At 71.4% G+C, this 21,829-nt stretch carries 20 protein-coding genes; 16 read left to right on the forward strand and 4 right to left on the reverse strand.

Annotated elements, in window-relative coordinates; translation table 11 throughout:
• Positions 1–54 precede the first annotated feature (54 nt).
• The 9 genes from ACTWQH_RS17550 (at position 55) to ACTWQH_RS17590 (ending at position 12,856) form a co-directional block, all read left to right on the forward strand.
• Complete coding sequence (locus ACTWQH_RS17550; protein WP_443287528.1) at positions 55–1,878, forward strand: ABC-F family ATP-binding cassette domain-containing protein; 1,824 nt, start codon at positions 55–57, stop codon at positions 1,876–1,878.
• Between the two features lie 45 nt (positions 1,879–1,923).
• Positions 1,924–3,627 carry an outer membrane protein assembly factor BamB family protein gene (locus ACTWQH_RS17555; protein ID WP_443287529.1) on the forward strand — a complete coding sequence of 568 codons (1,704 nt, stop codon included), beginning with the start codon at positions 1,924–1,926 and terminating at the stop codon, positions 3,625–3,627.
• Positions 3,628–3,761: 134 nt separating this feature from the next.
• Positions 3,762–5,600 carry an outer membrane protein assembly factor BamB family protein gene (locus tag ACTWQH_RS17560; RefSeq protein ID WP_443287530.1) on the forward strand — a complete coding sequence of 613 codons (1,839 nt, stop codon included), beginning with the start codon at positions 3,762–3,764 and terminating at the stop codon, positions 5,598–5,600.
• Positions 5,601–5,610: 10 nt separating this feature from the next.
• Positions 5,611–6,273 carry a LuxR C-terminal-related transcriptional regulator gene (locus ACTWQH_RS17565; RefSeq protein ID WP_443287531.1) on the forward strand — a complete coding sequence of 221 codons (663 nt, stop codon included), beginning with the start codon at positions 5,611–5,613 and terminating at the stop codon, positions 6,271–6,273.
• Between the two features lie 148 nt (positions 6,274–6,421).
• On the forward strand, positions 6,422–7,483 hold the full coding sequence (gene galT, locus ACTWQH_RS17570; protein WP_443287532.1) for a galactose-1-phosphate uridylyltransferase: 1,062 nt from the start codon (positions 6,422–6,424) through the stop codon (positions 7,481–7,483).
• Positions 7,480–8,478, forward strand: coding sequence for a UDP-glucose 4-epimerase GalE (galE, locus tag ACTWQH_RS17575; RefSeq protein WP_443287533.1), 999 nt, complete (start codon positions 7,480–7,482; stop codon positions 8,476–8,478). The genes galT and galE overlap by 4 nt, the downstream gene beginning before the upstream one ends.
• Complete coding sequence (gene galK / locus ACTWQH_RS17580; RefSeq protein WP_443287534.1) at positions 8,475–9,629, forward strand: galactokinase; 1,155 nt, start codon at positions 8,475–8,477, stop codon at positions 9,627–9,629. The genes galE and galK overlap by 4 nt, the downstream gene beginning before the upstream one ends.
• Positions 9,630–9,909: 280 nt before the next feature.
• A complete protein-coding gene (locus ACTWQH_RS17585; RefSeq protein WP_443287535.1) occupies positions 9,910–10,611 on the forward strand; it encodes a response regulator transcription factor in 702 nt (233 codons plus the stop codon).
• 109 nt (positions 10,612–10,720) lie between these two features.
• Complete coding sequence (locus ACTWQH_RS17590; RefSeq protein ID WP_443287536.1) at positions 10,721–12,856, forward strand: MMPL family transporter; 2,136 nt, start codon at positions 10,721–10,723, stop codon at positions 12,854–12,856.
• Between the two features lie 63 nt (positions 12,857–12,919).
• Here ACTWQH_RS17590 and ACTWQH_RS17595 read toward each other — a convergent pair whose 3' ends face one another.
• A complete protein-coding gene (locus ACTWQH_RS17595) occupies positions 12,920–13,210 on the reverse strand; it encodes a hypothetical protein (protein ID WP_443287537.1) in 291 nt (96 codons plus the stop codon).
• 124 nt (positions 13,211–13,334) lie between these two features.
• On the opposite strand from ACTWQH_RS17595, the gene ACTWQH_RS17600 reads away from it, so the two are divergent.
• From ACTWQH_RS17600 to ACTWQH_RS17625, 6 genes are all read left to right on the forward strand, one after another.
• Entirely contained in the window at positions 13,335–14,186 is an 852-nt protein-coding gene (locus ACTWQH_RS17600) for a helix-turn-helix domain-containing protein (protein ID WP_443287538.1), read from the forward strand.
• Positions 14,187–14,196: 10 nt separating this feature from the next.
• On the forward strand, positions 14,197–14,394 hold the full coding sequence (locus ACTWQH_RS17605; RefSeq protein WP_443287539.1) for a DUF397 domain-containing protein: 198 nt from the start codon (positions 14,197–14,199) through the stop codon (positions 14,392–14,394).
• 64 nt (positions 14,395–14,458) lie between these two features.
• The gene (locus ACTWQH_RS17610; RefSeq protein WP_443287540.1) at positions 14,459–14,587 is read left to right on the forward strand and encodes a hypothetical protein; all 129 of its coding nucleotides are present in this window, start codon (positions 14,459–14,461) and stop codon (positions 14,585–14,587) included.
• Positions 14,577–15,947, forward strand: coding sequence for a CoA transferase (locus ACTWQH_RS17615; RefSeq protein WP_443287541.1), 1,371 nt, complete (start codon positions 14,577–14,579; stop codon positions 15,945–15,947). The genes ACTWQH_RS17610 and ACTWQH_RS17615 overlap by 11 nt, the downstream gene beginning before the upstream one ends.
• Positions 15,948–16,156: 209 nt before the next feature.
• A complete protein-coding gene (locus tag ACTWQH_RS17620; RefSeq protein ID WP_443287542.1) occupies positions 16,157–16,360 on the forward strand; it encodes a hypothetical protein in 204 nt (67 codons plus the stop codon).
• Positions 16,361–16,367: 7 nt separating this feature from the next.
• Entirely contained in the window at positions 16,368–16,865 is a 498-nt protein-coding gene (locus ACTWQH_RS17625) for a DUF6879 family protein (protein ID WP_443287543.1), read from the forward strand.
• Positions 16,866–17,092: 227 nt separating this feature from the next.
• On the opposite strand, the gene ACTWQH_RS17630 is transcribed toward ACTWQH_RS17625, so the two are convergent.
• A complete protein-coding gene (locus ACTWQH_RS17630; RefSeq protein WP_443287544.1) occupies positions 17,093–17,485 on the reverse strand; it encodes a VOC family protein in 393 nt (130 codons plus the stop codon).
• Between the two features lie 267 nt (positions 17,486–17,752).
• A complete protein-coding gene (locus tag ACTWQH_RS17635; RefSeq protein WP_443287599.1) occupies positions 17,753–18,442 on the reverse strand; it encodes a glycoside hydrolase family 11 protein in 690 nt (229 codons plus the stop codon).
• A 648-nt stretch (positions 18,443–19,090) separates the two neighbouring features.
• Between ACTWQH_RS17635 and metG the strand changes: the two genes are divergently transcribed.
• Positions 19,091–20,677: a methionine--tRNA ligase gene (gene metG, locus ACTWQH_RS17640; RefSeq protein WP_443287545.1), complete on the forward strand. Its 1,587-nt coding sequence runs from the start codon at positions 19,091–19,093 to the stop codon at positions 20,675–20,677.
• Positions 20,678–20,787: 110 nt separating this feature from the next.
• On the opposite strand, the gene ACTWQH_RS17645 is transcribed toward metG, so the two are convergent.
• On the reverse strand, positions 20,788–21,720 hold the full coding sequence (locus tag ACTWQH_RS17645; protein ID WP_443287546.1) for a class I SAM-dependent methyltransferase: 933 nt from the start codon (positions 21,718–21,720) through the stop codon (positions 20,788–20,790).
• Between the last annotated feature and the right edge of the window lie 109 nt (positions 21,721–21,829).

A 21,829-nucleotide genomic window follows, 5' to 3' on the forward strand; every position in this document is an offset into this window, starting at 1 on the left:
CCCCCGCACCCGGCGCGGCGCCGCCACCCACCCGCCCGACTACCATCGATTCCCATGCCGATGCCCAACCTGGTCAGCCTTGAGTCCGTCAGCAAGGACTACGGCACCCGAGCCGTCCTGGACCGCGTCTCGCTCGGCGTATCCGAGGGCGACCGCGTCGGCGTCGTCGGCCGCAACGGCGACGGCAAGACGACCCTCGTCAGCATCCTCACCCGCCGCCTCGACCCCGACGCCGGGCGCGTCACCCACACCACCGGCCTGCGCCTCGGCGTTCTCAGCCAGGGCGACACCCTCGACCCGGCCGCCACCATCCGGCAGGCCGTGATCGGCGGGCTCGCCGACCACGAGTGGGCCGGCGACGCCCGCGTCCGCGACGTCCTCACCGGCCTCTTCGGCGGCCTGGACCTGCCCGGCTTCCCCGACGGCCTCGACACCGTCATCGGCCCGCTCTCCGGCGGCGAGCGCCGCCGCGTCGCGCTCGCCGCGCTCCTCATCGCCGAGCAGGACCTGGTCGTCCTGGACGAGCCCACCAACCACCTCGACATCGAGGGCATCTCCTGGCTCGCCGACCACCTGCGCGCCCGCCGCTCCGCCCTCGTCGTCGTCACCCACGACCGCTGGTTCCTCGACCAGGTCTGCACCCGCATGTGGGACGTGCAGCGCGGCACCGTGCACACCTACGACGGCGGCTACAGCGACTACGTGTTCGCCCGCGCCGAGCGCGAGCGCATCGCCGCAAGCGAGGAGGTCAAGCGCCAGAACCTCGTCCGCAAGGAGCTGGCCTGGCTGCGGCGCGGCGCCCCCGCCCGCACCAGCAAGCCCCGCTTCCGGATCGAGGCGGCCAACGCCCTCATCGCCGACGTGCCGCCGCCCCGCGACGGTGCCGAGCTGGTGCGCTTCGCCTCCGCCCGCCTCGGGAAGACCGTCATCGATCTCGACGAGGTGACCATCCGCGTCGGCGAGGGCGACGCCGCCCGCGAGCTGCTGACCCGCCTGACCTGGCAGCTCGGCCCCGGCGACCGAGTCGGCCTGGTCGGCGTCAACGGCTCCGGCAAGACCTCGCTGCTGCGCGCCATGGCGGGCTCCTCACCGGCGTCCGGCCGCGTCACCGTCGGCAAGACCGTCCGCCTGGCGTACCTCTCCCAGGAGGTGGCCGAGCTCGACCCCTCCTGGCGGCTGCTGGAGGCGGTCGAGAGCGTCCGCTCCCGCGTGAACCTCGGCAAGGGGCGGGAGCTGACCGCCTCCCAGCTCTGCGAACGCCTCGGCTTCGGCGCCGACCGCCAGTGGACCCCGGTCGGCGACCTCTCCGGCGGCGAGCGGCGCCGCCTGCAGATCCTGCGCCTGCTGATGGACGAGCCCAACGTCCTCTTCCTCGACGAGCCCACCAACGACCTCGACATCGAGACCCTCACCCAGCTTGAGGACCTGCTGGACGCCTGGCCCGGGTCGCTGGTGGTCGTCAGCCACGACCGGTACTTCGTCGAGCGCGTCACCGACCGGATCTACGCGCTGCTGGGCGACGGCAGGCTGCGGATGCTGCCGCGCGGCATCGACGAGTACCTCGAACGCCGCTCCCGCCGGCGCGCGCCGAGCGTGCCCGCGCCCGCCGCCGCCGTGGCACCGGCCGCCGTCTCCGCCTCCGCCTCTGCCTCCGCCAAGCCCGCGGCCCAGGCCCGGGCGGCGCACAAGGAGATCCAGCGCATCGAGCGGCAGCTCGACCGCCTGGGGGAGCAGGAGTCGAAGCTGCACAGCGAGATGGCCGAGCACGCCACCGACTTCCAGCGCGTCGCGGGCCTGGACGCCCAGCTCCGCGAACTCGCCGAGCGGCGCGAGGAGCTGGAGACCCGATGGTTCGAACTCGCCGAAGAGGCCGTGTGATACGACTGGTGACTGTCAGGTAAGGGGAGGGGTCCAGGGGGGACCATGTCACAGCCACCGCATCAGCCACCGCATCAGCCACCGCCGTCTTCGCCGTACCCGCCGCAGGGACAGCCACAAGGACAGGGCCGGCCTTACGGCCAGCCGCTGGACCAGCGGCCCACCGCACCACCCTCCGGCGGCTTCGGCCCGCCGGCGCCGCCCGGTCCGCCGCCACCGGCCGGCCAGCCGCTCCAGCCGACCCAGCCGGGAGGCTTCGGGCCACCCAACGCCGCTCCGCCGCCGCCTGCTGCCTCACCTCCCACCGGGCCCCGGCACCCCGGCGGCCGGGGCCGCGCCCGGACCCTGATCGCCCTGGCGACCGGGTTCGGGCTGGTCGCCGTCGGCGCGTCCATCGCGCTGCTGACCGGGTTCGACCGCTTCCAGGGCTCCGGCTCCGACCCCAGCCCAGAGCCCGGCCCCACCGGCCAGGAGCAGGAGGCAGACGGCCTGCCCACCGAGCCCGTTGACGCCTCACTCGCCTGGGAGGCCGGGCCGCCCGAGGTCACGCCGGAAGAGATCACCGACGAGTCGCGGGGGGTGTGGGTCTCCGGGGAGAACGTGGTGCGGACCGTGGACGACGCCATCACCGCCTACGACCTGCGCACCGGTGAGGAGGCGTGGAGTCTGCCGCTGGAGCTGACCGAGGGCCAGTGCCGCGCCTCGGAGAACGTCTCCGAGGACCGCATCGCGGTGCTCCAGGGCCGGGACTGCGAGATCATGACGGTGATCGACATCGCCAGCGGCGACGAGGTCACCTCGTTCCCCACCGATGTCGGCGGATCCGGCGGGGGCGCCGGATCCGGTGGCGTCCCGTCGATCCTCGGCGACATCGCGGCGGTGTCCTGGTCATACGGGCTCATCGAGTACAACGTCGGCACCGGTGAACCGATCTGGGCGAGCGACATCACCGGAGAGTGCCAGGACATCGCCCGCACCGTCATCGACCACACGTTCATCACGCACGAGGAGTGCGCGTCCGGCGATGCCGGCGGCAGCATCCGCGCCACCACGGAGGACGGCTCGGAGCTGTGGCGCTGGGAGTACGACGGGGGCTTCGAGGGCGAGCAGATGTACGTCAAGTCCGTCATCTCGATCGACCCGCTGATCGTCACGGCCCACGCCGACGACGACTACGAGCAGGAGCGCATCCTGCTCATCGACGAGCGGCACGAGTCGATCGAGTTCGCCTTCGACTACGACCCCGAGCACTACGTCTCGCCCTGCCACGGCAGCACGCTCACCGACTGCGGTCTCGCCGTCGTGGACGACCGGTACCTCTACCTCTCCAGCTACACGGGCCAGGAGAACGCGATCGTGGCGTTCGACCTCGGCGACGGTCATGCGGTCCTGGAGATCCCGCCGTACTACGCCGACCGGGACGAGGGCGCCCGCGAGGCGGGTGATCTGGCCAGCACCATCCGGCCGTTCGCCGTGGTGGACGGTCAACTCCTCGGCTACCAGCGGGACGCCTTCGACGAGAACTACCCGGGCACGGTGGTCTCCATCGACCCCGAGGCCGAGAAGGCCACCCCGGTGATGCACCTCGAAGGCGCCGCGAGCCCGAAGGAGTACCTGGTGACAGCGGGAGCCACCTCGCCGTGGGACTCGCAGGTCATCTGGCACGAGAACACTTTGCTGCTGGTCCGCATGTACTTCAGCGAGGACGACAACGCCGCCGGGGAGCCCTCCCTCCTCGCTTACCACTGAGGAGCGCTGACGGCGACGGGCCGTTGGTTTCGGTGCGGTCACGACCGCTTTCCTGCCGGAACAGGACCGGGCAGTGTCGCAGCCTGGTGGTAAAAAGGGCTCGGCTTAACAGATCACCGGGCCCAGGGGGAGCCATGTCACAACCACCGCCGCAGAATCAGCCTCCCGGTCAGCCGTCCGACCCGCGGCAGCAGGGAAGCTTCGGCCCCCCGACGCCGCCGCCCGCGCCCGGCACCCCGCCCTCGGCCCCGCCGCTCCCGCCGGCGGGCCAACCGGGCCAGCCCGGCTACGGGTACCCGCAGCCGCAGCCGCAGCCGCAGCCGCAGCCGCAGCCGCAGCCGCAGCCGTACGGCTATCCGCAGCAGCCGCCCCCGCAGGCGGGCTTCGGCGACCCCGTGCCGCCCGGGCCGTACGGGCCCGGCGCCGCCCCGACGCCGCCGGCCGCCGCCCCGCCGGGGTGGGGTCCGCAGCCGGGTCAGCAGGTCCAGCTGGGCGTTCCTGGCGTGCCTCCACCCCGGCCGGGCGGCGGCAGGTCCGGGGCCAGCGGCGCCCGCATCGCCCTGATCATCGCCGCCGTGGTGGCGCTGCTCCTGGCGGCCGGCGGCACCGTCCTGCTCGTCTCCGGCGGCGACGACTCCTCCCCGACCGCCGAGGGCGACGACGGGGACAACCCGGGCGGCGGCGGCGAGGGAGAGGGCGAGGGCACCGGAGGTGAGGGCGGGCTGCCCGCCGAGCCGATCGACGCGGCCCTCGCCTGGTCCACGCCCGGGCCGAAGGTCTCCGCCGAGGACATCATCCTGGGTGCCCGGGGGAGTTGGGTCACCGACGACACCGTGGTGCGCACCATCGACGACGCGATCACCGCCTACAGCCTGGAGAGCGGCGAGGAGGTCTGGAGCCTGCCCCTCGAACTGAGCGGCGGCGACTGCAACGCCTCGCCCACCGCCTCGGACAACCGCGTCGCCGTGCTCCAGGGCCGCGACTGCGAGGTGCTCACCGTGATCGACATCGCCGCCGGCGAGGAGGTCACCCGGATCAACCTCGACCTGGAGCGGATCGGCGGGTCCCTCTCCGACACCGTCTACCCGGCGATCCTCGGCGACACCGTCGCCCTGGGCACCGGCACCACCGGCATGGGATACGGCATCAGCACCGGCGAGCAGCTGTGGGTCTCCTCGCCCGAGGAGAACTGCCCCGAGGTGGCGTACGCCGTCATCGACGAGACCTTCGTCTCGCAGCGCGCCTGCGGCTTCGTCGGCGACGAGGGCGGCAGCATCCGCGCCACCGACGAGGCCGGCGACGAGCTGTGGGAGTGGGAGTACGGGACGGAGTACGAGGGCCAGGAGCTCGTCATCCACTCCGTGGTCTCGGTCGAGCCGCTGGTGGTCACCGCCTGGCTCGACGACGACCTGGAGAAGGAGACCATCTTCGTCATCGACGAGAACCACGAGGAGATCTCGCACACCCTGGACTACGACGTCGACCGGTACAGGTCCCCCTGCATGGTCAACACCCTGAACGACTGCAAGATGTCGGTCGTGCAGGACGGCTTCCTGTACCTGGCGAGCAACACGCCCGCCTCGGACAACGCCGTGGTGGCGTTCGAGCTGAGCAGCGGCCAGCCGCTGTACGAGGTGGCGCCGGTCTATGAGGAGGGCAGCGGCCCGGTCAACGGCACCTACCGCCAGATCCGGCCCTTCGCCGCCCAGGACGGGAAGATCCTCGCCTACCAGCGGGACGGCTACGACGACACCACGCCGGGCATGGTCGTGGCGATCGACCCCGCCACCGAGCAGGCGACGCCGGTGATGCGCCTCGACCCCGCCACCACCGCCCAGGAGGCGGCGGCCGGTTCCCCCTCAGACCTGCAGGAGCTGCGCCTGATATGGCACGAGAACAGCCTGCTCATGATCACCGAGGCGTTCTACGAAGGCAGCCTCGAGGACCGCGACGCGACCCTCGTCTACCGCTGACGGCCGTCCGATGAGCGTGCGGGTCGTCGTCGTGGACGACAGGCGGCTGGTGGCGGAGGCGCTGGCCTCGGCGCTGCGCGTACGCGGGCACCGGGTGCTGGGCGCCGGCGCCCCCGTGGCGCGCGCCGCCGATCTGGTGGTGAGCAAGCAGCCCGAGGTCTGCCTGCTCGGCTCGGACGCGCCCGACGAGCCCGGCGCCCTGGAGCCGCTGCCCCGCATCCGGCGCGAGGCGCCGAGGGTGGCGGTGGTGGTGCTCGGCCCGGTGCCGCGCCCGCGGGGCGTCGCCGCGGCCTTCGCCGCCGGCGCACGCGGGTACGTGCGCCACGACGAGCGGATCGAGGGCGTGGAGCGCGCCATGGTGAAGGCCCGCGCCGGCGAGGCGGCGGTCTCGCCGCAGCTGTTGCGCGAGGCCTTCGCCGAGCTGCTCAACCCCAGCGACGCGCCCGACGCCGAGGGCGCCAGGCTCGCGGCGTTGCTCACCGAGCGGGAGGCGGACGTGCTGACGCGGATCGTGGAGGGCGAGGACACCCGCCGCATCGCCGCGGGTCTTGGCGTGGCGCCCAGCACGGCCCGGACGCATGTGCAGCGCCTGCTGACGAAGCTCGGCACAGCCTCCCGCCTGGAGGCCGCGGCCCTGGCAGTCCGAACTCGACTGCTCGACCACTTGCCCTGACCCGCTCCCATCCGGGGGTCCAGGGGGCGGAGGGGGAAATGAACCGGTCCCTGACCTGGCCCGTTGACGGATCCAGCACGCGCATGGTTCATTGTGTTCGATTCTGTTTAACTAGGACCTAGCAGCGAAGCTGGTGCGAGGAAACGCGATGAAGAAGACCGCGACCCGACTGGCGGACGGCCGTGAGCTCATCTACTACGACTCCCACGATGACGCCGCCCGGGACGCCCTCGACCGGCGGCCCCTCCCGCCGGCCACCTCCTCCTCCGAGGTGCGCCGCCACCCCCTTCTCGGCGAACACGTCGGCTACGCCGCCCATCGCCAGACCCGCACCTACCACCCGCCCGCCGACCAGTGCCCGCTCTGCCCCTCCCGAGGCGACCGCCTCAGCGAGATCCCGGCCGAGAGCTACGAGGTCGTCGTCTTCGAGAACCGCTTCCCCTCCTTCTCCGGCGACCTCGGCCGCTGCGAGGTGGTCTGCTTCACCTCCGACCACGACGCGTCCTTCGCCGACCTCACCGAGGAGCAGGCCGCGCTCGTCCTCGACGCCTGGACCGACCGCACCGACTCCTTCTCCCAGCACCCCGGCGTCAAGCAGATCTACTGCTTCGAGAACCGCGGCGCCGAGATCGGCGTCACCCTCGGCCACCCCCACGGCCAGATCTACGGCTACCCCTACATCACCTCCGTGACGGAGCGGATGCTGCGCTCACTCGCCGAGCACAGGACCCGCACCGGCGGAGGCAACCTCTTCGACCAGGTGGTCGCCGACGAGCGCGCCGACGGGCGCCGCATCGTGCTGCAGACCGCCCACTGGCTGGCGTTCGTCCCCTACGCCGCCCGCTGGCCCTACGAGGTCCACCTCTACCCGGCGCGCCGCGTCCCCGACCTCCTGGCGCTCGACGACGCGGCGCGCGCGGAGTTCCCCGGCGTGTACCTGGAACTCCTGCGCCGCTTCGACCGGATCTTCGGCCCCGACGTCCCGCCCACCCCGTATATTTCCGGCTGGCACCAGGCGCCCTTCTCCCTCGAAGGGCGCGAGCTCGTGCGCGAGGACTTCGCGCTGCACCTGGAGCTGTTCACCATCCGGCGCAGCCCGGGCAAGCTGAAGTACCTGGCGGGCTCGGAATCGGGCATGGGTGCCTTTGTCAGCGATGTACTGCCGGAGGCGGCGGCCGACCGGCTGCGAGAGGTGGCGAGCAAGGAATGAGCAAATATCTCGTGACGGGCGGCGCGGGGTACGTGGGCAGCGTGGTCGCGGCCCACCTGCTGGCGGCAGGGCACCAGGTGACCGTGCTCGACGACCTGTCCACCGGCTTCACCGACGGCGTGCCCGAGGGCGCGGAGTTCCTCGAGGGCCGCATCCAGCACGCCGGCAAGTGGCTCGACCGCTCCTACGACGGCGTGCTGCACTTCGCCGCCTGCTCCCAGGTCGGCGAGTCCGTCGCCAACCCCGAGAAGTACTGGCGCAACAACGTCGGCGGCACCATCGAGCTGCTGCGCGCCATGCGCGTGGCGGGCGTGCGCACCCTCGTCTTCTCCTCCACCGCCGCCGTCTACGGCGAGCCGGCCACCACCCCGATCACCGAGGACGCCGCCACCGCCCCCACCAACCCGTACGGCGCCTCGAAGCTCGCCGTCGACCACATGATCACCGGCGAGTGCAACGCCCTCGGCCTGGCCGCCGTCTCCCTGCGCTACTTCAACGTCGCCGGGGCCAGCGGCGCGCAGGGCGAACGCCACGACCCCGAGAGCCACCTCATCCCCATCGTCCTCCAGGTCGCCCAGGGCAGGCGCGAGTCGATCTCCGTCTACGGCACCGACTACCCGACCCCCGACGGCACCTGCGTCCGCGACTACATCCACGTCGACGACCTCGCCGAGGCCCACCTGCTGGCCCTGGCCTCGGCCACCGCCGGCGAGCACCTGATCTGCAACCTCGGCAACGGCAACGGCTTCTCCGTCCGCGAGGTCGTCGAGACCGCCCGCCGCGTCACCGGCCACCCCATCCCCGAGACCCCGGCCGCCCGCCGCCCCGGCGACCCCGCCGTGCTGGTCGCCTCCGCCGACCGCGCCCGCGAACGCCTGGGCTGGCGCCCCAGCCGCGCCGACCTCGCCACCATCATCGGCGACGCCTGGGCCTTCGCCCAGCAGCACGCCGAGCAGGCCCAGCAGGCCCAGCGCACCCGAGAGGACAGCAAGTGAGCACAGCCGCCGCCCGCCACCAGGAACTCTTCGGCACCGCCCCCGAGGGCGCGTGGGCGGCCCCCGGCCGGGCCAACCTCATCGGCGAGCACACGGACTACAACGACGGCTTCGTCATGCCGCTCGCCCTGCCCCACAACACCACCGTCACCGCCTCCCGCCGCGACGACCGCATGCTGCGCGTCCACTCCCGCGACATCCCCGGCCCCACGGTGGAGTTCCCGCTCGACGAGCTGACCCCCCACATGGTGGAGAGCTGGGCCGCCTACCCGGCCGGCGTCGCCTGGGTGCTCCAGGGCGCGGGCCACCGCCTCGACGGCGCCGACCTGTACTTCGAGTCCAACGTCCCCACCGGCGCCGGCCTGTCCTCCTCCGCCGCCCTGGAGGTCGCCACCGCCCTCGCCCTCAGCGACCTGAACGGCCTCGGCCTCACCCCCGACGACCTCGCCCGCCACTCCCAGCGCGCCGAGAACGACTTCGTCGGCATGCCCTGCGGCATCCTCGACCAGATGGCCTCCGCCGCCTGCACCGCCGGGCACGTCCTCTACCTCGACACCCGAGACCTCAGCCGCCGCCAGATCCCCTTCGACATGGCCGCCGAGGGCCTGCGGCTGCTCGTCGTCGACACCCAGGTCAAGCACGCCCACGCCGACGGCGCCTACGCCCAGCGCCGTGCCGAGTGCGAGGCGGGCGCCGCCGCCCTCGACGTGCCCGCGCTGCGCGACATCCCCCACGCCGAACTGGACGCCGCGCTCGCCCGCGTCGAGGACCCCGTCATCCGGCGCCGCGTGAAGCACGTCGTCACCGAGGACCACCGCGTCGAGCAGGTCATCGCGCTGCTCGACGCCGGCCGCGCCCGCGACATCGGCCCTGTCCTCACCGCCGGGCACGCCTCGCTCCGCGACGACTTCGAGATCTCCTGCGCCGAGCTGGACCTCGTCGTGGACACGGCCAACGCGGCCGGCGCGCTCGGCTCCCGCATGACCGGCGGCGGCTTCGGCGGCTCGGCGATCGTCCTCGTCGAGGCCGACGCCACCGAGACCGTCGGCAAGGCGGTCACCGCCGCCTTCGCCGCCGAGGAGTACGTCCCGCCCCGCATCTTCGAGGCCATCCCCTCCGCCGGGGCCCGCCGCGTTTCCCTTCCCGCGTAGCCTGAACACCCACTTCCCGTTGTGACTTTATCGATACGACTACTTTGGTGAAACACCTTCCATGAACGCCCACCGGCCGTAGTCTGAGATCAGCACCGGTGGGGGCTGGTGCCACATCAGGGGGCGAGACAGGTGGGTGCGACGCCCAAGGGCCTGACGCCGATGTGCCGTACGGCGGCGGCCGTCCGGTGACGCGGAGTCGTAAAGGCACGGCGGCGCCGCGCCCACCGAGCCCGCGCGTTGCCCAGGGGGCGCAGTGGACCGAATCCGGGTGCTTGTGGTGGACGGGCATCGCATCTTCGCCGAGTCGCTGGCCACCGCGCTCACCGCGGAGCAGGACGTCGAGGCGCTCGCGGTCGGCAGCGTGCCCGCCGCCCTCCACCTGCTCGAACGCATCCGCGGCGGGAACGAGCAGCCGTTCGACGTGCTGCTCATCGACGCCGAGCTGGACGGCGCCCTCCAACCCGCCGGCGCGTCCCCGGGAGGCGCCTCGCCGAACGGAGCCGCCCAGGCCGCCTCCCTCCTGACCACCGCGCTCCAGCGCTATCCGGCCACGCGCACGGTCATGCTCGCGACGTTCGACGACCCGGCCAACGCCGCCCAGGCCCTGGCGGCGGGCGCGTGCGGCTGGATCGCCAAGGACGCCTCCCTCGCCCGCCTCCTCGCCGTGCTCCGCGGCGTCCTCCGCGACGAGACCCACCTCTCCCCGGCCCTGCTCACCGGCGTCCTCCGCGAACTGACCCGCGACCGCCGCCACCGCGACGAACACCAGCGCCTCGTGGAGTCCCTGACCCCGCGCGAGCTGGAGGTCCTGCGCTGCATGCTGGCGGGCCTGGGCCGCAAGGCCGTCGCCGAACGCCTCTACCTCTCCCCCCACACGGTCCGCACCCACATGCAGAACGTCCTCAGCAAGCTCGGCGTCCACTCCACCCTCGCCGCCGTGGCCCTGGCCCGCAGGGCGGGCGTGCCCCCCGCCGACTGAGGTCCAAGGGGAGGGGGGCTAGCTACACCCCCGCCCCTCTCCCTACGCCTCGCGACCTGGGTGTCTGACCGGCTGGGGCGCGAACGCGCCAATTTCTACCGTCATTTGCATGACGAATCGAGCCCAGACATCCCAGACATCCCTGGCATCCACGAAGAATGGCCTGGCCGCGCGGCTGGGCGGCTGGAGCACCCGGCACCGCAAGACGGCCATCCTCGGCTGGCTGCTCTTCGTCGTCCTGACCGCCGTCGTCGGCGGCGCCTCCGGCTTCAACGCCATGAGCGACTCCGAGGTCGGCTCCGGCGACTCCCAGCGCGCCGCCGAGATCCTCGAGGACGCCGGCCTCACCACCCCCGCCGGCGAGCTGGTCATGCTGCGCGGCGACGAGCCCAACGCCTGGCGCGAGGCCGCGCGGGAGCTTTCCGTCGCCCTGGAAGGGACGGGCGAGGTCACCAACCTCCAACCCCCCATCCCGTCCTCCTCCGGCCGCGAGGCGTTGATCACCTTCGACATCGCGGGCGACCCCGACACCGCCCCCGACCGCGTCGGCCCGGTCATCGACGCGGTCGACGCGCTGGAGGGCGTCGAGACCTACCAGTTCGGCGAGGCCAGCGGCGACAAGGCCGTCTCCGACCTGCTCTCCGACGACTTCCGCACCGCCGAGATGACGGCCGTCCCGCTGGCCCTCGGCATCCTCCTGATCGTCTTCGGCGCCCTGGTCGCCGCCCTGCTCCCCGTCTTCCTGGCCCTGACCGCCTGCATCGCCACCCTCGGCCTGCTCGCCCTCGCCAGCCACCAGGTTCCGCTCTTCGAGACCACGAACTCCGTGATGTTCCTGGTCGGCCTGGCCGTCGGCGTCGACTACTGCCTCTTCTACCTGCGCCGCGAGCGCGACGAGCGCGCGGCGGGCCGCGACCCGGAGACGGCGTTGCGCATCGCCGCCGAGACCAGCGGCCGGGCGGTCCTGGTCTCCGGCCTGACCGTGATGCTGGCCATGTCCGGCATGTTCCTCTCCGGCCTGCTGCTCTTCCACGGCTTCGCCGTCGCCACCGTGTCGGTCGTGCTGGTGGCGATGCTCGGCTCGGTCACCGTCCTCCCCGCGATGCTCTCCTGGCTCGGCGACCGCATCAACGCCGGCCGCGTCCCGCTCCTGCACCGCCGCCGCGCGAGCGGCGGCCTGTCGGGGAAGCTGATGCGCCCGGTCCTCTCCCACCCCAAGGCGTTCGCGATCGTGGCGGGCGCTGCCCTCCTCGCCCTCTGCGCCCCCGCCCTGACGATGAAGACCGAACAGCTCGGCCTGGAGAAGCAGTTCGGCTCCGACTCGCCGCTGACCATCGCCTACGCCGAGATCACGAGCGCCTTCCCCGACGGCCCGGCGCCCGCCGAGGTCGTGGTCCGCGCCGACGACGTCACCTCCGCCGAATTCACCGCCGCCCTCCGCGACTTCGAGAACGCCACCGACGCGAGCAACGTCACGCTCCACGAGTCCCAGAACATCGCCCGCATCGAGGTCCCCCTGAAGGGCGACGACTCCGAGGCCCTGGACACCCTCCGCGACGAGCTGGTCCCGACCTACCTGGAGCCCGTGTCCGAGGAGGCGTACGTCACCGGCGAACTCGCCGAATCCACCGACTTCACCGATCAGCTCTCCAACGACATCTTCCCGATCCTCCTCTACATCACGGTCGTGACCTTCCTGGTGATGCTGCTGTCCTTCCGCTCCCTCCCCATCGCCGTGGCCTCCATCGTCCTGAACCTGCTGTCGGTGGGCGCGGCCTACGGCGTGATGACGGCCGTCTTCCAGCACGGCTGGGGCGCGGAGACGCTGGGTATGGAGCCGGCCGGGGCGATCGAGGCCTGGATGCCGCTGTTCGTCCTCGTCATCCTCTTCGGCCTCTCCATGGACTACCACGTCTTCGTCGTCTCGCGGATCCGCGAGGCCCACGAGCGCGGCCTGCCCGCGAACGAGGCCATCCGCGAGGGCATCCGCGCCACGGCGGGCTCCGTGACCGGCGCGGCGGTCATCATGGTCGCGGTCTTCTCGGTCTTCGCTCTCCTCCAGATGCAGGACATGCAGCAGATGGGCGTGGGCCTGGCCGTAGCGGTCCTGCTGGACGCGACCCTGGTCCGGATGGTCCTGCTCCCGTCCATCCTCGCCCTCCTCGGCGACCGCGCCTGGCCCCGTCGCCGCCGCAGCGTTCCCCGCCACCAGCAGCCCCTGGAACCTCCCATCCCCGTCGCCTAGTTCAACGCACGTGGCCCGCCGCTCACAGGGGGAGCGGCGGGCCACTTCGCGTTGTCAGGAGCGTCAGGCCGCCGTAGCCCACTCCACCCGCACGGAGATCAGCGGGTCACCTCCGAAGAACAACCCCAGCCGATCCAGCGACCGCATGCGGACCCGCTTCTGCCCGTCGAACCCGACGATGTCGTACACCGTCCGCCCGTCCTCATCCTCAAGCGCGAATCCCCACCCGGCGATCCACGCATCCTCCCGTTCGCCCTCCACCTGCACGACGGCGAAGACCCGGGGCGCGGCCCCCGCGACCATCTCGCGGATAGTTTGGTCGAACTCTTCGTCACTCCACGGTGGTTGTCCCATGCGATCTCCTCGATCGTTGGTCCGGAGTAGTTGAGACGCCACTCACTGTAGGGCCTATGATGAGTACGAAGCAACCTCAACTAGGGTCTTGAGTGGACTAGTTCACTCGTTCGAGAGGGGTATCATGCCGCCCAGGATTCAACCCACCGCCCGGCAAGCCCGATTGGGAGCCGAACTGCGCAAGCTGCGCGAAGCGGCGGGCATGTCCGGAAAGGACGCGGCTGGACTGCTGGGGATCAACCCCGTGTCCATCAGCCAGCTTGAGAGTGGGAAGGCGGGCGTCAGCGGAGAACGGGTCCGCAGGCTCGCCGCCCACTACGCCTGCCCGGACGAGGAGTTGATCGACGCCCTGGCGGCCATGGCCGACGACCGCACGCGCGGCTGGTGGGAGGACTATCGGGGTGTTCTTCCGCCATCCTTCCTCGATCTCGCCGAGATGGAGTACCACGCGACGCGTCTGCGGAGGATCGAGATCGTGCATATCCCAGGTCTGCTTCAGACGGAGGACTACGCCCGCGCGGTCTTTTCGTACATCGTCCCGGCGTTGCCGCCGAGCGAGCTGGAGCCGCGCGTCGCCCATCGGATGCAGCGCAAGATGGTCATCGACCGCTACCCGCACACGGAGTACACCGCGATCATCCACGAGGCAGCGCTGCGCATCCGGGTGGCCGACCGAAAGACGGCCCGGGCCCAGCTCCGCGCGGTGCTCGACCAGTCCGAGCGGGGCCACGTCACAGTGCGAGTGGTCCCGTTCGACCGTGACGGCTTCGGCGGGGCTGGCTGGTCGATGACGTACGCATGCGGTCCTGTCCCGCAGCTCGACACGGCCCTGCAGGACAGCCCTCAAGGCAGCGTCTTCATCGATGCACGCGCGCAGGTGAGCCGACTAAGCTCGCTCTTCGACATGGGCGCGCGGGCGGCACTCAGCCCCGAAGACACCCGCGACCTGATCCACGGCATCATCCAGGAACTCTGAGAGGCCAACCGTGTCCGAGCACATCGCGTGGCAGAAGTCGTCGTTCTCCGGCGGCGGCGATGGCAACGAGTGCCTTGAACTGGCCGCCCGCTCGCAGGACCTCGCCTTCCGCGAGAGCGACGACCCAGCGCTGATCCTGACGACCAACCGCGACCGCCTCGGCGCTCTGCTGTCCCTCATTAAGGCAAACGACCCGATCGGCCGCTGACATGCCCAGCCAACACAGGTGGCAGAAGTCCTCATTCTCTGGCGGCGGTGACGGCAACAACTGCATGGAACTGTCTACCGCCCCCACCGGCCCCGCCCTCCGCGAGAGCGACGACCCCGCCACCATCCTCGCCACCACCCCCGCCCGCCTGGCGGCGCTCCTCTCCGCCCTCAAGACGCCCAATGCCGGTTGACCCGGCGACTGCCCACGCCTGGGCCGCACTCGGTGGCCCAAACGGACTGGCCGAGGGGGTGTCGTACGAAGAGGCGAGCGGCGTATTGCCAGCCCGGCTGCCGGTGCGGGAACTGGCGCGGGCGAGCGTGGGCGTGTGCTCGCTGGCCGCTGCCGAGCTGCTCGCGCGGCGCGGTGAGGCGTCGATTCCCACCGTCCATGTGCGCGAGGCCGCCGTGGCCACGGCGTTCGTCAGCGAGCGGCACCTGCGGATCGATGGGCGGAAGCCGACGTCCTTCGCGCCGCTGTCCGGCTTCTGGCGCGCGGCCGACGGCTGGGTGCGCACGCACGCCAACTACCCGCACCACCGCTCCCGTCTCCTGCGCGCGTTGGGGATCCGCGACACGGGCGATGACCAGGCGCTGGCCGGGTCGCTCGCTCAGGAGCTGGCCGGGCGTCCGGCCCTGGGGATCCAGGAGACGGTCTACGCGGCGGGCGGTCTGGCCGTGGGCGTTGCCACGGGCCGGAGCGCGACTGTCCATCCGCTCGTCGAGTCCCGGCTTGCTGGGGAGAGCCCGCCACGGGCGCTGCCTGGGGCGTCCCTTCCGGCCAGCGGCGTGCGCGTCCTGGATCTGACGAGGGTCATCGCCGGGCCCGTCGCCACGCGCACTCTCGCCCTCCTCGGAGCTGACGTGCTGCGCGTCGACTCCCCCCAGCTCCCTGAGGACCCCGACGCCCACGCCGACACCGGCATGGGCAAGCGCTCGACCCTGCTGGACCTCTCCACTCCCCAGGACCGGAAGGTCTTCGACGCCCTCCTCGGGTCGGCCGATGTCGTGGTCACGGGGTACCGGCCCGGCGCGCTCGACCCGTACGGTCTGGCGCCCGAGGCACTGCTGGAGCGGCGCCCCGGCCTGATCGTCGCCCAGCTCTCGGCCTGGGGCTGGTCGGGGCCGTGGGCGGAGCGGCGTGGCTTCGACAGCCTCGTCCAGGCCGCGAGCGGCATCGCCGCGATCGAGGCCGGGGCCGACGGCCGTCCGGGTGTGCTGCCCGCACAGGCGCTGGACCATGGGACGGGGTACCTGCTCGCGGCGGCGGTCCTGCGCGCACTGAGCGACCGGCAGCTCACCGGCGGCGGCCGGCGTATCAGGCTCTCCCTCGCGGGCACGGCCTCCTGGCTGCTCCACAACATCCACCCGGCACCCGCGGCCGCCGCACCCGCCGAAGGCGAGACGTACGACCCCCAGCCCTGGCTGACCGAGACCCCCTCGCCCTACGGAACCCTGCGCCACGCCCTCCCCCCGATCGCCTACGACGGCGCCCCCAGAACATGGCCACGTCCGCCGTCACGGTGGGGCACCGATCGCCCCGCCTGGAACTGATCACCGAGCCCGCGACTGTGGCCGGCACGCTGGACCGTAGGGAGATCTCCGTTCCGGGCGTCCCGGATTCGTGGCGGCTGCTGACTGCGGCGCAGGCACTCGCGCCCATGACATGGTTTCCTGTTATGGAAACCCGTATCCCTTGCACCGGTCGGTCGTGGTTCGGGAACATGACTCTGGGCTAGCTTGCCGTGGTGGGAAGGAGTTGCATGCGCGTCACGAAGTATGTCGGCGAGTGCGAAGACGACGAGTGCGCCGGGGTCTTCAGGACAGACCGAAACAGCTACTTGTTCCAGGGAGACGTGACCACCGATCACGGTCTCAGTGTCCCTGCCGGTGAGGGAATCGTGGAACTGCCAGCGTCGGTGGTCGAGGCGCTGGTCAAGAGGGCGATTCGCGATGGCATCGCATAAAGAACTTATGAGGAGCTTCAAGCGGGAAGCGTTCCGGCTCGAAACCCTGGACGCCTACGACATTCCAAGACTGGCGGACCACTTCCATGCCTTCATGGCGGGAGAGGAGCAGCCGGAGAGCTTCCGCAACACTCCATGGGTGACGACGGTCCGTGATGCCACAAAGAGTGGTAAGCGCATCTATCGAGTCCATGTGCTCTCACGTCCGCTCACGGACTACCTCCGGTACGAACTGGGATGGGGATACCACCGCAACGCTGAAGCGGGAGAGGAGTTCTTCATCCTCGACACGACCGATCGGAAGAACCCATTGGGGGCCGTCCCAGACTTCTGGCTGTTCGACGAGTCGGCCGTCAGTGTGATGCGCTATGACGAAAACGGCGCGTTTCTGGGATCAGACGTGCTCCCCTCGGAGCGCACCGCTGAGTTCTTGGCGTACCGGGACGAGGCCCTGAGCCGCGCGCAGCCGTTCTTCGAATGGTGGGAAACGTACGGGGCTGAGTGAACCGGGCGGAACTAGGTGCCTCGCTGCGGGCCCTGCGGCTCTCCTCCGGTAAGGAGGCAAAGGCCGTGGCCCGCGACGCTGGGCGTCCGGCTCATCGAGGAGCCGACCGAAGTCCTCAGGGCCTGCCAGATCCGTGATCTTGCCTGGCACCACGCCACGCCGACGGCGACGTTCCAGGAACGGGTACGGTCCCACGGCCGAGCTCTCCCCGGACGTTGAGGTCCGGTTCAGCCAGACGCTGAGCGGGCGGGCTGGAACAGCTCGATCAGGTTGCCGGCCGGGTCGGCGAGGAGGATCTGGCTGCCGCCGGGGCCGCTGACCATGTCGCTGCGGAAGGACAGGCCCGCATCGCGGAGGCGGGCGATCTCGGCGTCCAGGTCGTCGACGATGAGGTGGATGCGGTTGCGGCCTGCGATGGCGGCATCCTCGGGGGTGGCGCGGGCGCCGGAGCTGGCGGGGCCGGACAGCAGCAGCCGCAGCGGGCCACGGACCACGTCGGCGAACGCGGGTGCGGCGCTGGTGTTCAGCGTGAAGCCGAGGTGGGTGGTGTAGAAGTCGATGGCGGCCTGCACGTCGTCAACGATGTAACGGACACTGGCGTACTCGTCAGGCGCGGTCATGGCCGAACTCCTCATGCTCGGTGGCGGCAGGATCATTTTGATGGATCTGCGTCAAAAGGATCTGCCGGACGCGCGGGCCGCCGCCGAGGAACTCGCCGAGCCGTGGCGGCCAGCGGGATGCGCCGGGGGCGCGCGCCGTGATCCGGGCATGAGACCGGGGCTGTGGAGGTGGCCGAAAGGGCGGCTCTCCACAGCCCCGGATCCCTACCTGGTCCTGCCGGAAGGTGGGCTGTCTGTCGTCCTCGCGGGGGACAGGTGATGCGGTCTTCAGCTCATGGTGATGTTCGAGGACCCGCTGCTCTGGTAGCCCTCCGTCGCCATGATCATGTAGTAGCTGAACGCGCCGAGGGTCATGCCGGCCTGGCCCCACGCGTCGAAGTGGGTGCCGGTGTTGATGGTGCCGCTGGTCCGGTGGCTCTGCCGGACGCTCCAGAACTGCGGGAAGGTCCGGGTGCCCTCCACCGACGGGGCGTTGTACCGCATGGAGTGGACGAGGGTGTACGTGCCGCCGTCGGCGTTGATCGTGCCGCGCGTCTCGCCGCCGCTGCTGGGGTTGTACGGTCCGTGGGACTCCACGATGTAGTACTCCACCAGCGGGTTGGAGGTCCAGCCGTAGAGGGCCAGGTAGCCGTTGCTGCCGTGGTTGACGCTGCCGCTGTAGTTCACGGTCCGCCGGCTGCCGTTGGCCCAGCCCTTGCCGCAGACGAAGTTGTTCGTGCCGTTCCACTGGGTGCTGTAGCTGCCCCCGGAGTTGAGCGTCATCGACACCGTGCCCTGGGTGTCGGTCCAGAAGGAGTAGTAGTACCCGTCGTGGGTGCCCGTCTGGTTGGTGGTGATGGTCTGCTGGGCTCTGGCGCCCTCGGGCAGCATCAGCGCGGCCGCGCCACCGAGGGCCAGCGCGCCGACACCGCCGATCAGACCCCTGCGACCGAGCATCGGCGCGGGGTTGTTCTCCATGGTCATGCTTCCTCCTTGTGAAGGCTGGCGGAGGCCAGACACGTGGTACGACTCGACAGTTCTGTCGATGACCAGAGCGAGGTCGCCGACGGATCGTCGGCGTTGTCGCAGCACAGCGGGAGCTGGCCGGTCGGTGTGCGGCTCACGACCGGAGGGCCAGATCGCGCGGGTGACCCGGATCGACAATGTGACGTGGGGGTGCAGTGACGGAATTGTCGATGTCATGACCATGCTGAGACCCCCCCATTGAGTTGTCAACAGTTTCCGCAAGGTTTACGAGAAACCCGCCCCTGTCATACGTCCCTTGAAACCTCGTCACTCCAGGTCGGCGCCCTGCCCTAGGCGTTGAGCCCGCACGAGCCCTCAAGGTTTCCAACTCTTCACACCGAAAGTTTCCGGAGCACTTCCGGATCATCCGCCCGGCGATCGCGTCACCCTCACGACCCCCCGTCCGCGGGAAAAGCGCGGGCCCGGCGCCAGGGCCCGTTGCTAGCATCGGCGACATGATCACGCCTTCGCCTCAGCGCCACCGGCTGATGCCCCGCCAACGGGGCCGCTGAGCACGGACGCGTACCGAATCGAGGCCCCGGGACGGGGCCTCGACGTGTGTGGTGCGGACCGGGCCTCGCTGCCGGGAGAGGAGGACCGATGACCGCACAACGCCCGCAACGCCCACGCCACCCTGAACGGGTTTACATCACCACGACCATTCCGTACGTCAACGCGCGCCCGCACCTGGGGTTCGCCCTGGAGCTGGTGCAGGCGGACACGCTGGCCCGCCACCGGCGCCGCCGCGGCGATCACGTCCGGCTGCTCAGCGGCACCGACGACAACTCCCTGAAGAACGTCCTGGCCGCCGAGGCCGAGGGCGTGGACGTGCGGTGGCTGGTCGATCGCAACGCCGACGCGTTCGCCGCGCTGCGCGAACCGCTGGCGTTGTCGCTCGACGACTTCATCCGCACCAGCAGCGACCCCCGCCACCGCGTCGGGGTGGAGCGGCTGTGGCGCCGGTGCGCCGCCGCCGGGGACCTGTACCGCAAGGCGTACGAGGGTCTGTACTGCGTCGGCTGCGAGCAGTTCTACGCCCCGGACGACCTGGTCGACGGGCGGTGCGCCGAGCACGGGAGCGAGCCCCAGCTCGTCGCGGAGGAGAACTGGTTCTTCCGGCTTTCCCGCTACGCCGACCGGCTCCACGAGCTGATCGTGGCCGGAACCCTGCGCATTGAGCCCGCCGTCCGCCGCAACGAGGTTCTCGCCCTGATCGCCGACGGCCTGCACGACTTCTCCGTCTCCCGTTCCCACAGCCGCGCCCGCGGCTGGGGCATCCCCGTGCCCGACGACCCCGACCAGGTCGTCTACGTGTGGTGGGACGCGCTGGGCAACTACGTCACGAGCCTCGGCTACGGCCACGGCAACGGCTACGGCGACGGCGACCCCGCGTACGACCGGTGGTGGGTGACCAGCGAGCGCCGCATCCACCTGGTCGGCAAGGGCGTGGTGCGCTTCCACGCCGTGTACTGGCCGGCCATGCTGCTGTCGGCCGGGCTGCCGCTCCCCACCGACATCCTGGTCCACGACTACCTCACCGTCTCAGGCCGCAAGCTCAGCAAGTCGGGCGGCGCCACCGTCGATCCGGCCGCCCTGGCCGAGGCGTACGGCACCGATGCGGTGCGCTGGTGGCTGCTGCGCGATGTTCCCCGCGTCGGGGACGCCGACTTCACCGTCGACCGGCTGACGACCCGTGCCGACGCGGACTTCGCCGGAGGACTGGGCAATCTCCTCCACCGCATCGTGACGATGGTCCACCGCTATCGCGGCGGGGCGGTCCCCGCACCCGCGACCCATGCGGGCGGGTGGGACCAGCCTGCGGTGCAGCCCGCGGTGGCGGCGTTGGAGGAGGCATGCCGGAACGCCCCCGGCCGTGTCGATGCGGCCCTGGCCGGCTTCGACTTCCGCAGCGCGATCTGTGCCGCCTGGGACATCGTGGAGGCGGCCAACCGCTGCGTCGACACCACCCGGCCCTGGGAACTGGCCGGGGCGGAACGGCGGGGCGCCGGCGACGCGGGCCGGCAGCTCGACACGGTTCTCGCCGCCCTGGTCACGGCGTGCCGCGTGCTGGCCGACGAACTGCACCCCTTCATCCCCGACGCCGCCGCGCGCATCGCCGAGCAGGTGGCACCCGCTGACGGGGGCGTTCTGCCAGCCGCGAGCCCGCTCTTTCCCCGCCTCCGGTAGAGCGGCGGCCACGGCCCGTCACGCGGACGTGGCGACCTTCCACAGGTGGCCGTCCGGGTCGGCGAAGGGCCCGAAGCGGCCGCCCCACTCCGCGGCGACCGAGGACTGACCTACGCGGTGAGCTGGAAGTGCCAGACGATCAACGCCGGAACGCCGGCGTTGGCCACGGCCGCCGCCTCGGGTACCAGGTCGAACAGGCACCACGGCCAGACCTCCCACGGCCCGAGTTCCGTCAGGCGTTCCCTCGGCCTCTCCTGCTCCGGCCGGTCCCGCGCCTCGACCCGCTCGCCCTCGCCGCCCGGGCGTTCCACCGGCTCCTCGCACCGTCGCACCTGCAGGCCCACCGGAAGCGCGGCGCGCAGGTAGTCGCCGGTCAGGTGGCGGTAGCCCGACAGCCGCCCCGGCTGCCCGTCCGGGCGGCGTAGCGGCGGAATCGCGCCGCGCCCCACCCACTCGGGGTGCATGTCGGAGATCACCAGGTGCCCGCCGGGGCGGAGCACCCTGGCGAACTCCGCCATCACCGGCCGCAGATCGGCGACGTGCGTCAACGCCAGGGAGCAGGTGACCAGGTCAACGGCGTCGTCGGCCACGGGCAACCGGTGCAGGTCGCCGTGGTGGAACGCGCCGTCCGGCACCCGCTCGCGCGCCCGCGCCAGCATGTCGGGCGAGCTGTCCACGCCGATGACCCGGTGGCCGCGCCCGGCCAGCAGAGCCGAGAGCCGGCCGGTGCCGCATGCGGCGTCCAGGGCGGTCCCCGTCGGCAGCCCGTCCAGGATCTCGGCGATGAGGGGCTCGTCGTAGTCGAACGCCGCGTTGGGGCCGTCGTACGTCGCGGACCAGACCCGGTAGCCCTCCACCGTGTTCAGGCGATGCACGTCCACGGCGGCGTCCGCCAGCGACTCGTCGTCGAGCAGCCTGCGGACCTCGGCGATGCGCGCGTCGACGAACGCGCGATCGGCCTCCCGGACCTCCCCGGTGAACGAACGCAGCAGGGCTAGGCCCTCAAGGGCGAGCGTGTAGGCCAGCGGATGCTCGTGGATCACACCGGGACGCTAGCCGCGCACGCCCCGCCACGGCCACCGAATTAGTGCTCCCGGTAGTCGCGCAGGCCGTCCGCACCCACACCTTCACAGACAGGTCTGACAACCAGTC

Source organism: Streptomyces sp. 6N223, from assembly GCF_052246635.1.
Lineage (GTDB): Bacteria > Actinomycetota > Actinomycetes > Streptomycetales > Streptomycetaceae > Streptomyces.

Coding starts and splice junctions, on each gene's coding strand:
- ACTWQH_RS17550 (WP_443287528.1), top strand. CDS start 55: ATGCCGATGCCCAACCTGGTCAGCCTTGAGTCCGTCAGCAAGGACTAC.
- ACTWQH_RS17555 (WP_443287529.1), top strand. CDS start 1,924: ATGTCACAGCCACCGCATCAGCCACCGCATCAGCCACCGCCGTCTTCG.
- ACTWQH_RS17560 (WP_443287530.1), top strand. CDS start 3,762: ATGTCACAACCACCGCCGCAGAATCAGCCTCCCGGTCAGCCGTCCGAC.
- ACTWQH_RS17565 (WP_443287531.1), top strand. CDS start 5,611: ATGAGCGTGCGGGTCGTCGTCGTGGACGACAGGCGGCTGGTGGCGGAG.
- galT (WP_443287532.1), top strand. CDS start 6,422: ATGAAGAAGACCGCGACCCGACTGGCGGACGGCCGTGAGCTCATCTAC.
- galE (WP_443287533.1), top strand. CDS start 7,480: ATGAGCAAATATCTCGTGACGGGCGGCGCGGGGTACGTGGGCAGCGTG.
- ACTWQH_RS17590 (WP_443287536.1), top strand. CDS start 10,721: ATGACGAATCGAGCCCAGACATCCCAGACATCCCTGGCATCCACGAAG.
- ACTWQH_RS17595 (WP_443287537.1), bottom strand. CDS start 13,210: ATGGGACAACCACCGTGGAGTGACGAAGAGTTCGACCAAACTATCCGC.
- ACTWQH_RS17600 (WP_443287538.1), top strand. CDS start 13,335: ATGCCGCCCAGGATTCAACCCACCGCCCGGCAAGCCCGATTGGGAGCC.
- ACTWQH_RS17610 (WP_443287540.1), top strand. CDS start 14,459: ATGGAACTGTCTACCGCCCCCACCGGCCCCGCCCTCCGCGAGAGCGAC.
- ACTWQH_RS17615 (WP_443287541.1), top strand. CDS start 14,577: ATGCCGGTTGACCCGGCGACTGCCCACGCCTGGGCCGCACTCGGTGGC.
- ACTWQH_RS17620 (WP_443287542.1), top strand. CDS start 16,157: ATGCGCGTCACGAAGTATGTCGGCGAGTGCGAAGACGACGAGTGCGCC.
- ACTWQH_RS17625 (WP_443287543.1), top strand. CDS start 16,368: ATGAGGAGCTTCAAGCGGGAAGCGTTCCGGCTCGAAACCCTGGACGCC.
- ACTWQH_RS17630 (WP_443287544.1), bottom strand. CDS start 17,485: ATGACCGCGCCTGACGAGTACGCCAGTGTCCGTTACATCGTTGACGAC.
- ACTWQH_RS17635 (WP_443287599.1), bottom strand. CDS start 18,442: ATGGAGAACAACCCCGCGCCGATGCTCGGTCGCAGGGGTCTGATCGGC.
- metG (WP_443287545.1), top strand. CDS start 19,091: ATGACCGCACAACGCCCGCAACGCCCACGCCACCCTGAACGGGTTTAC.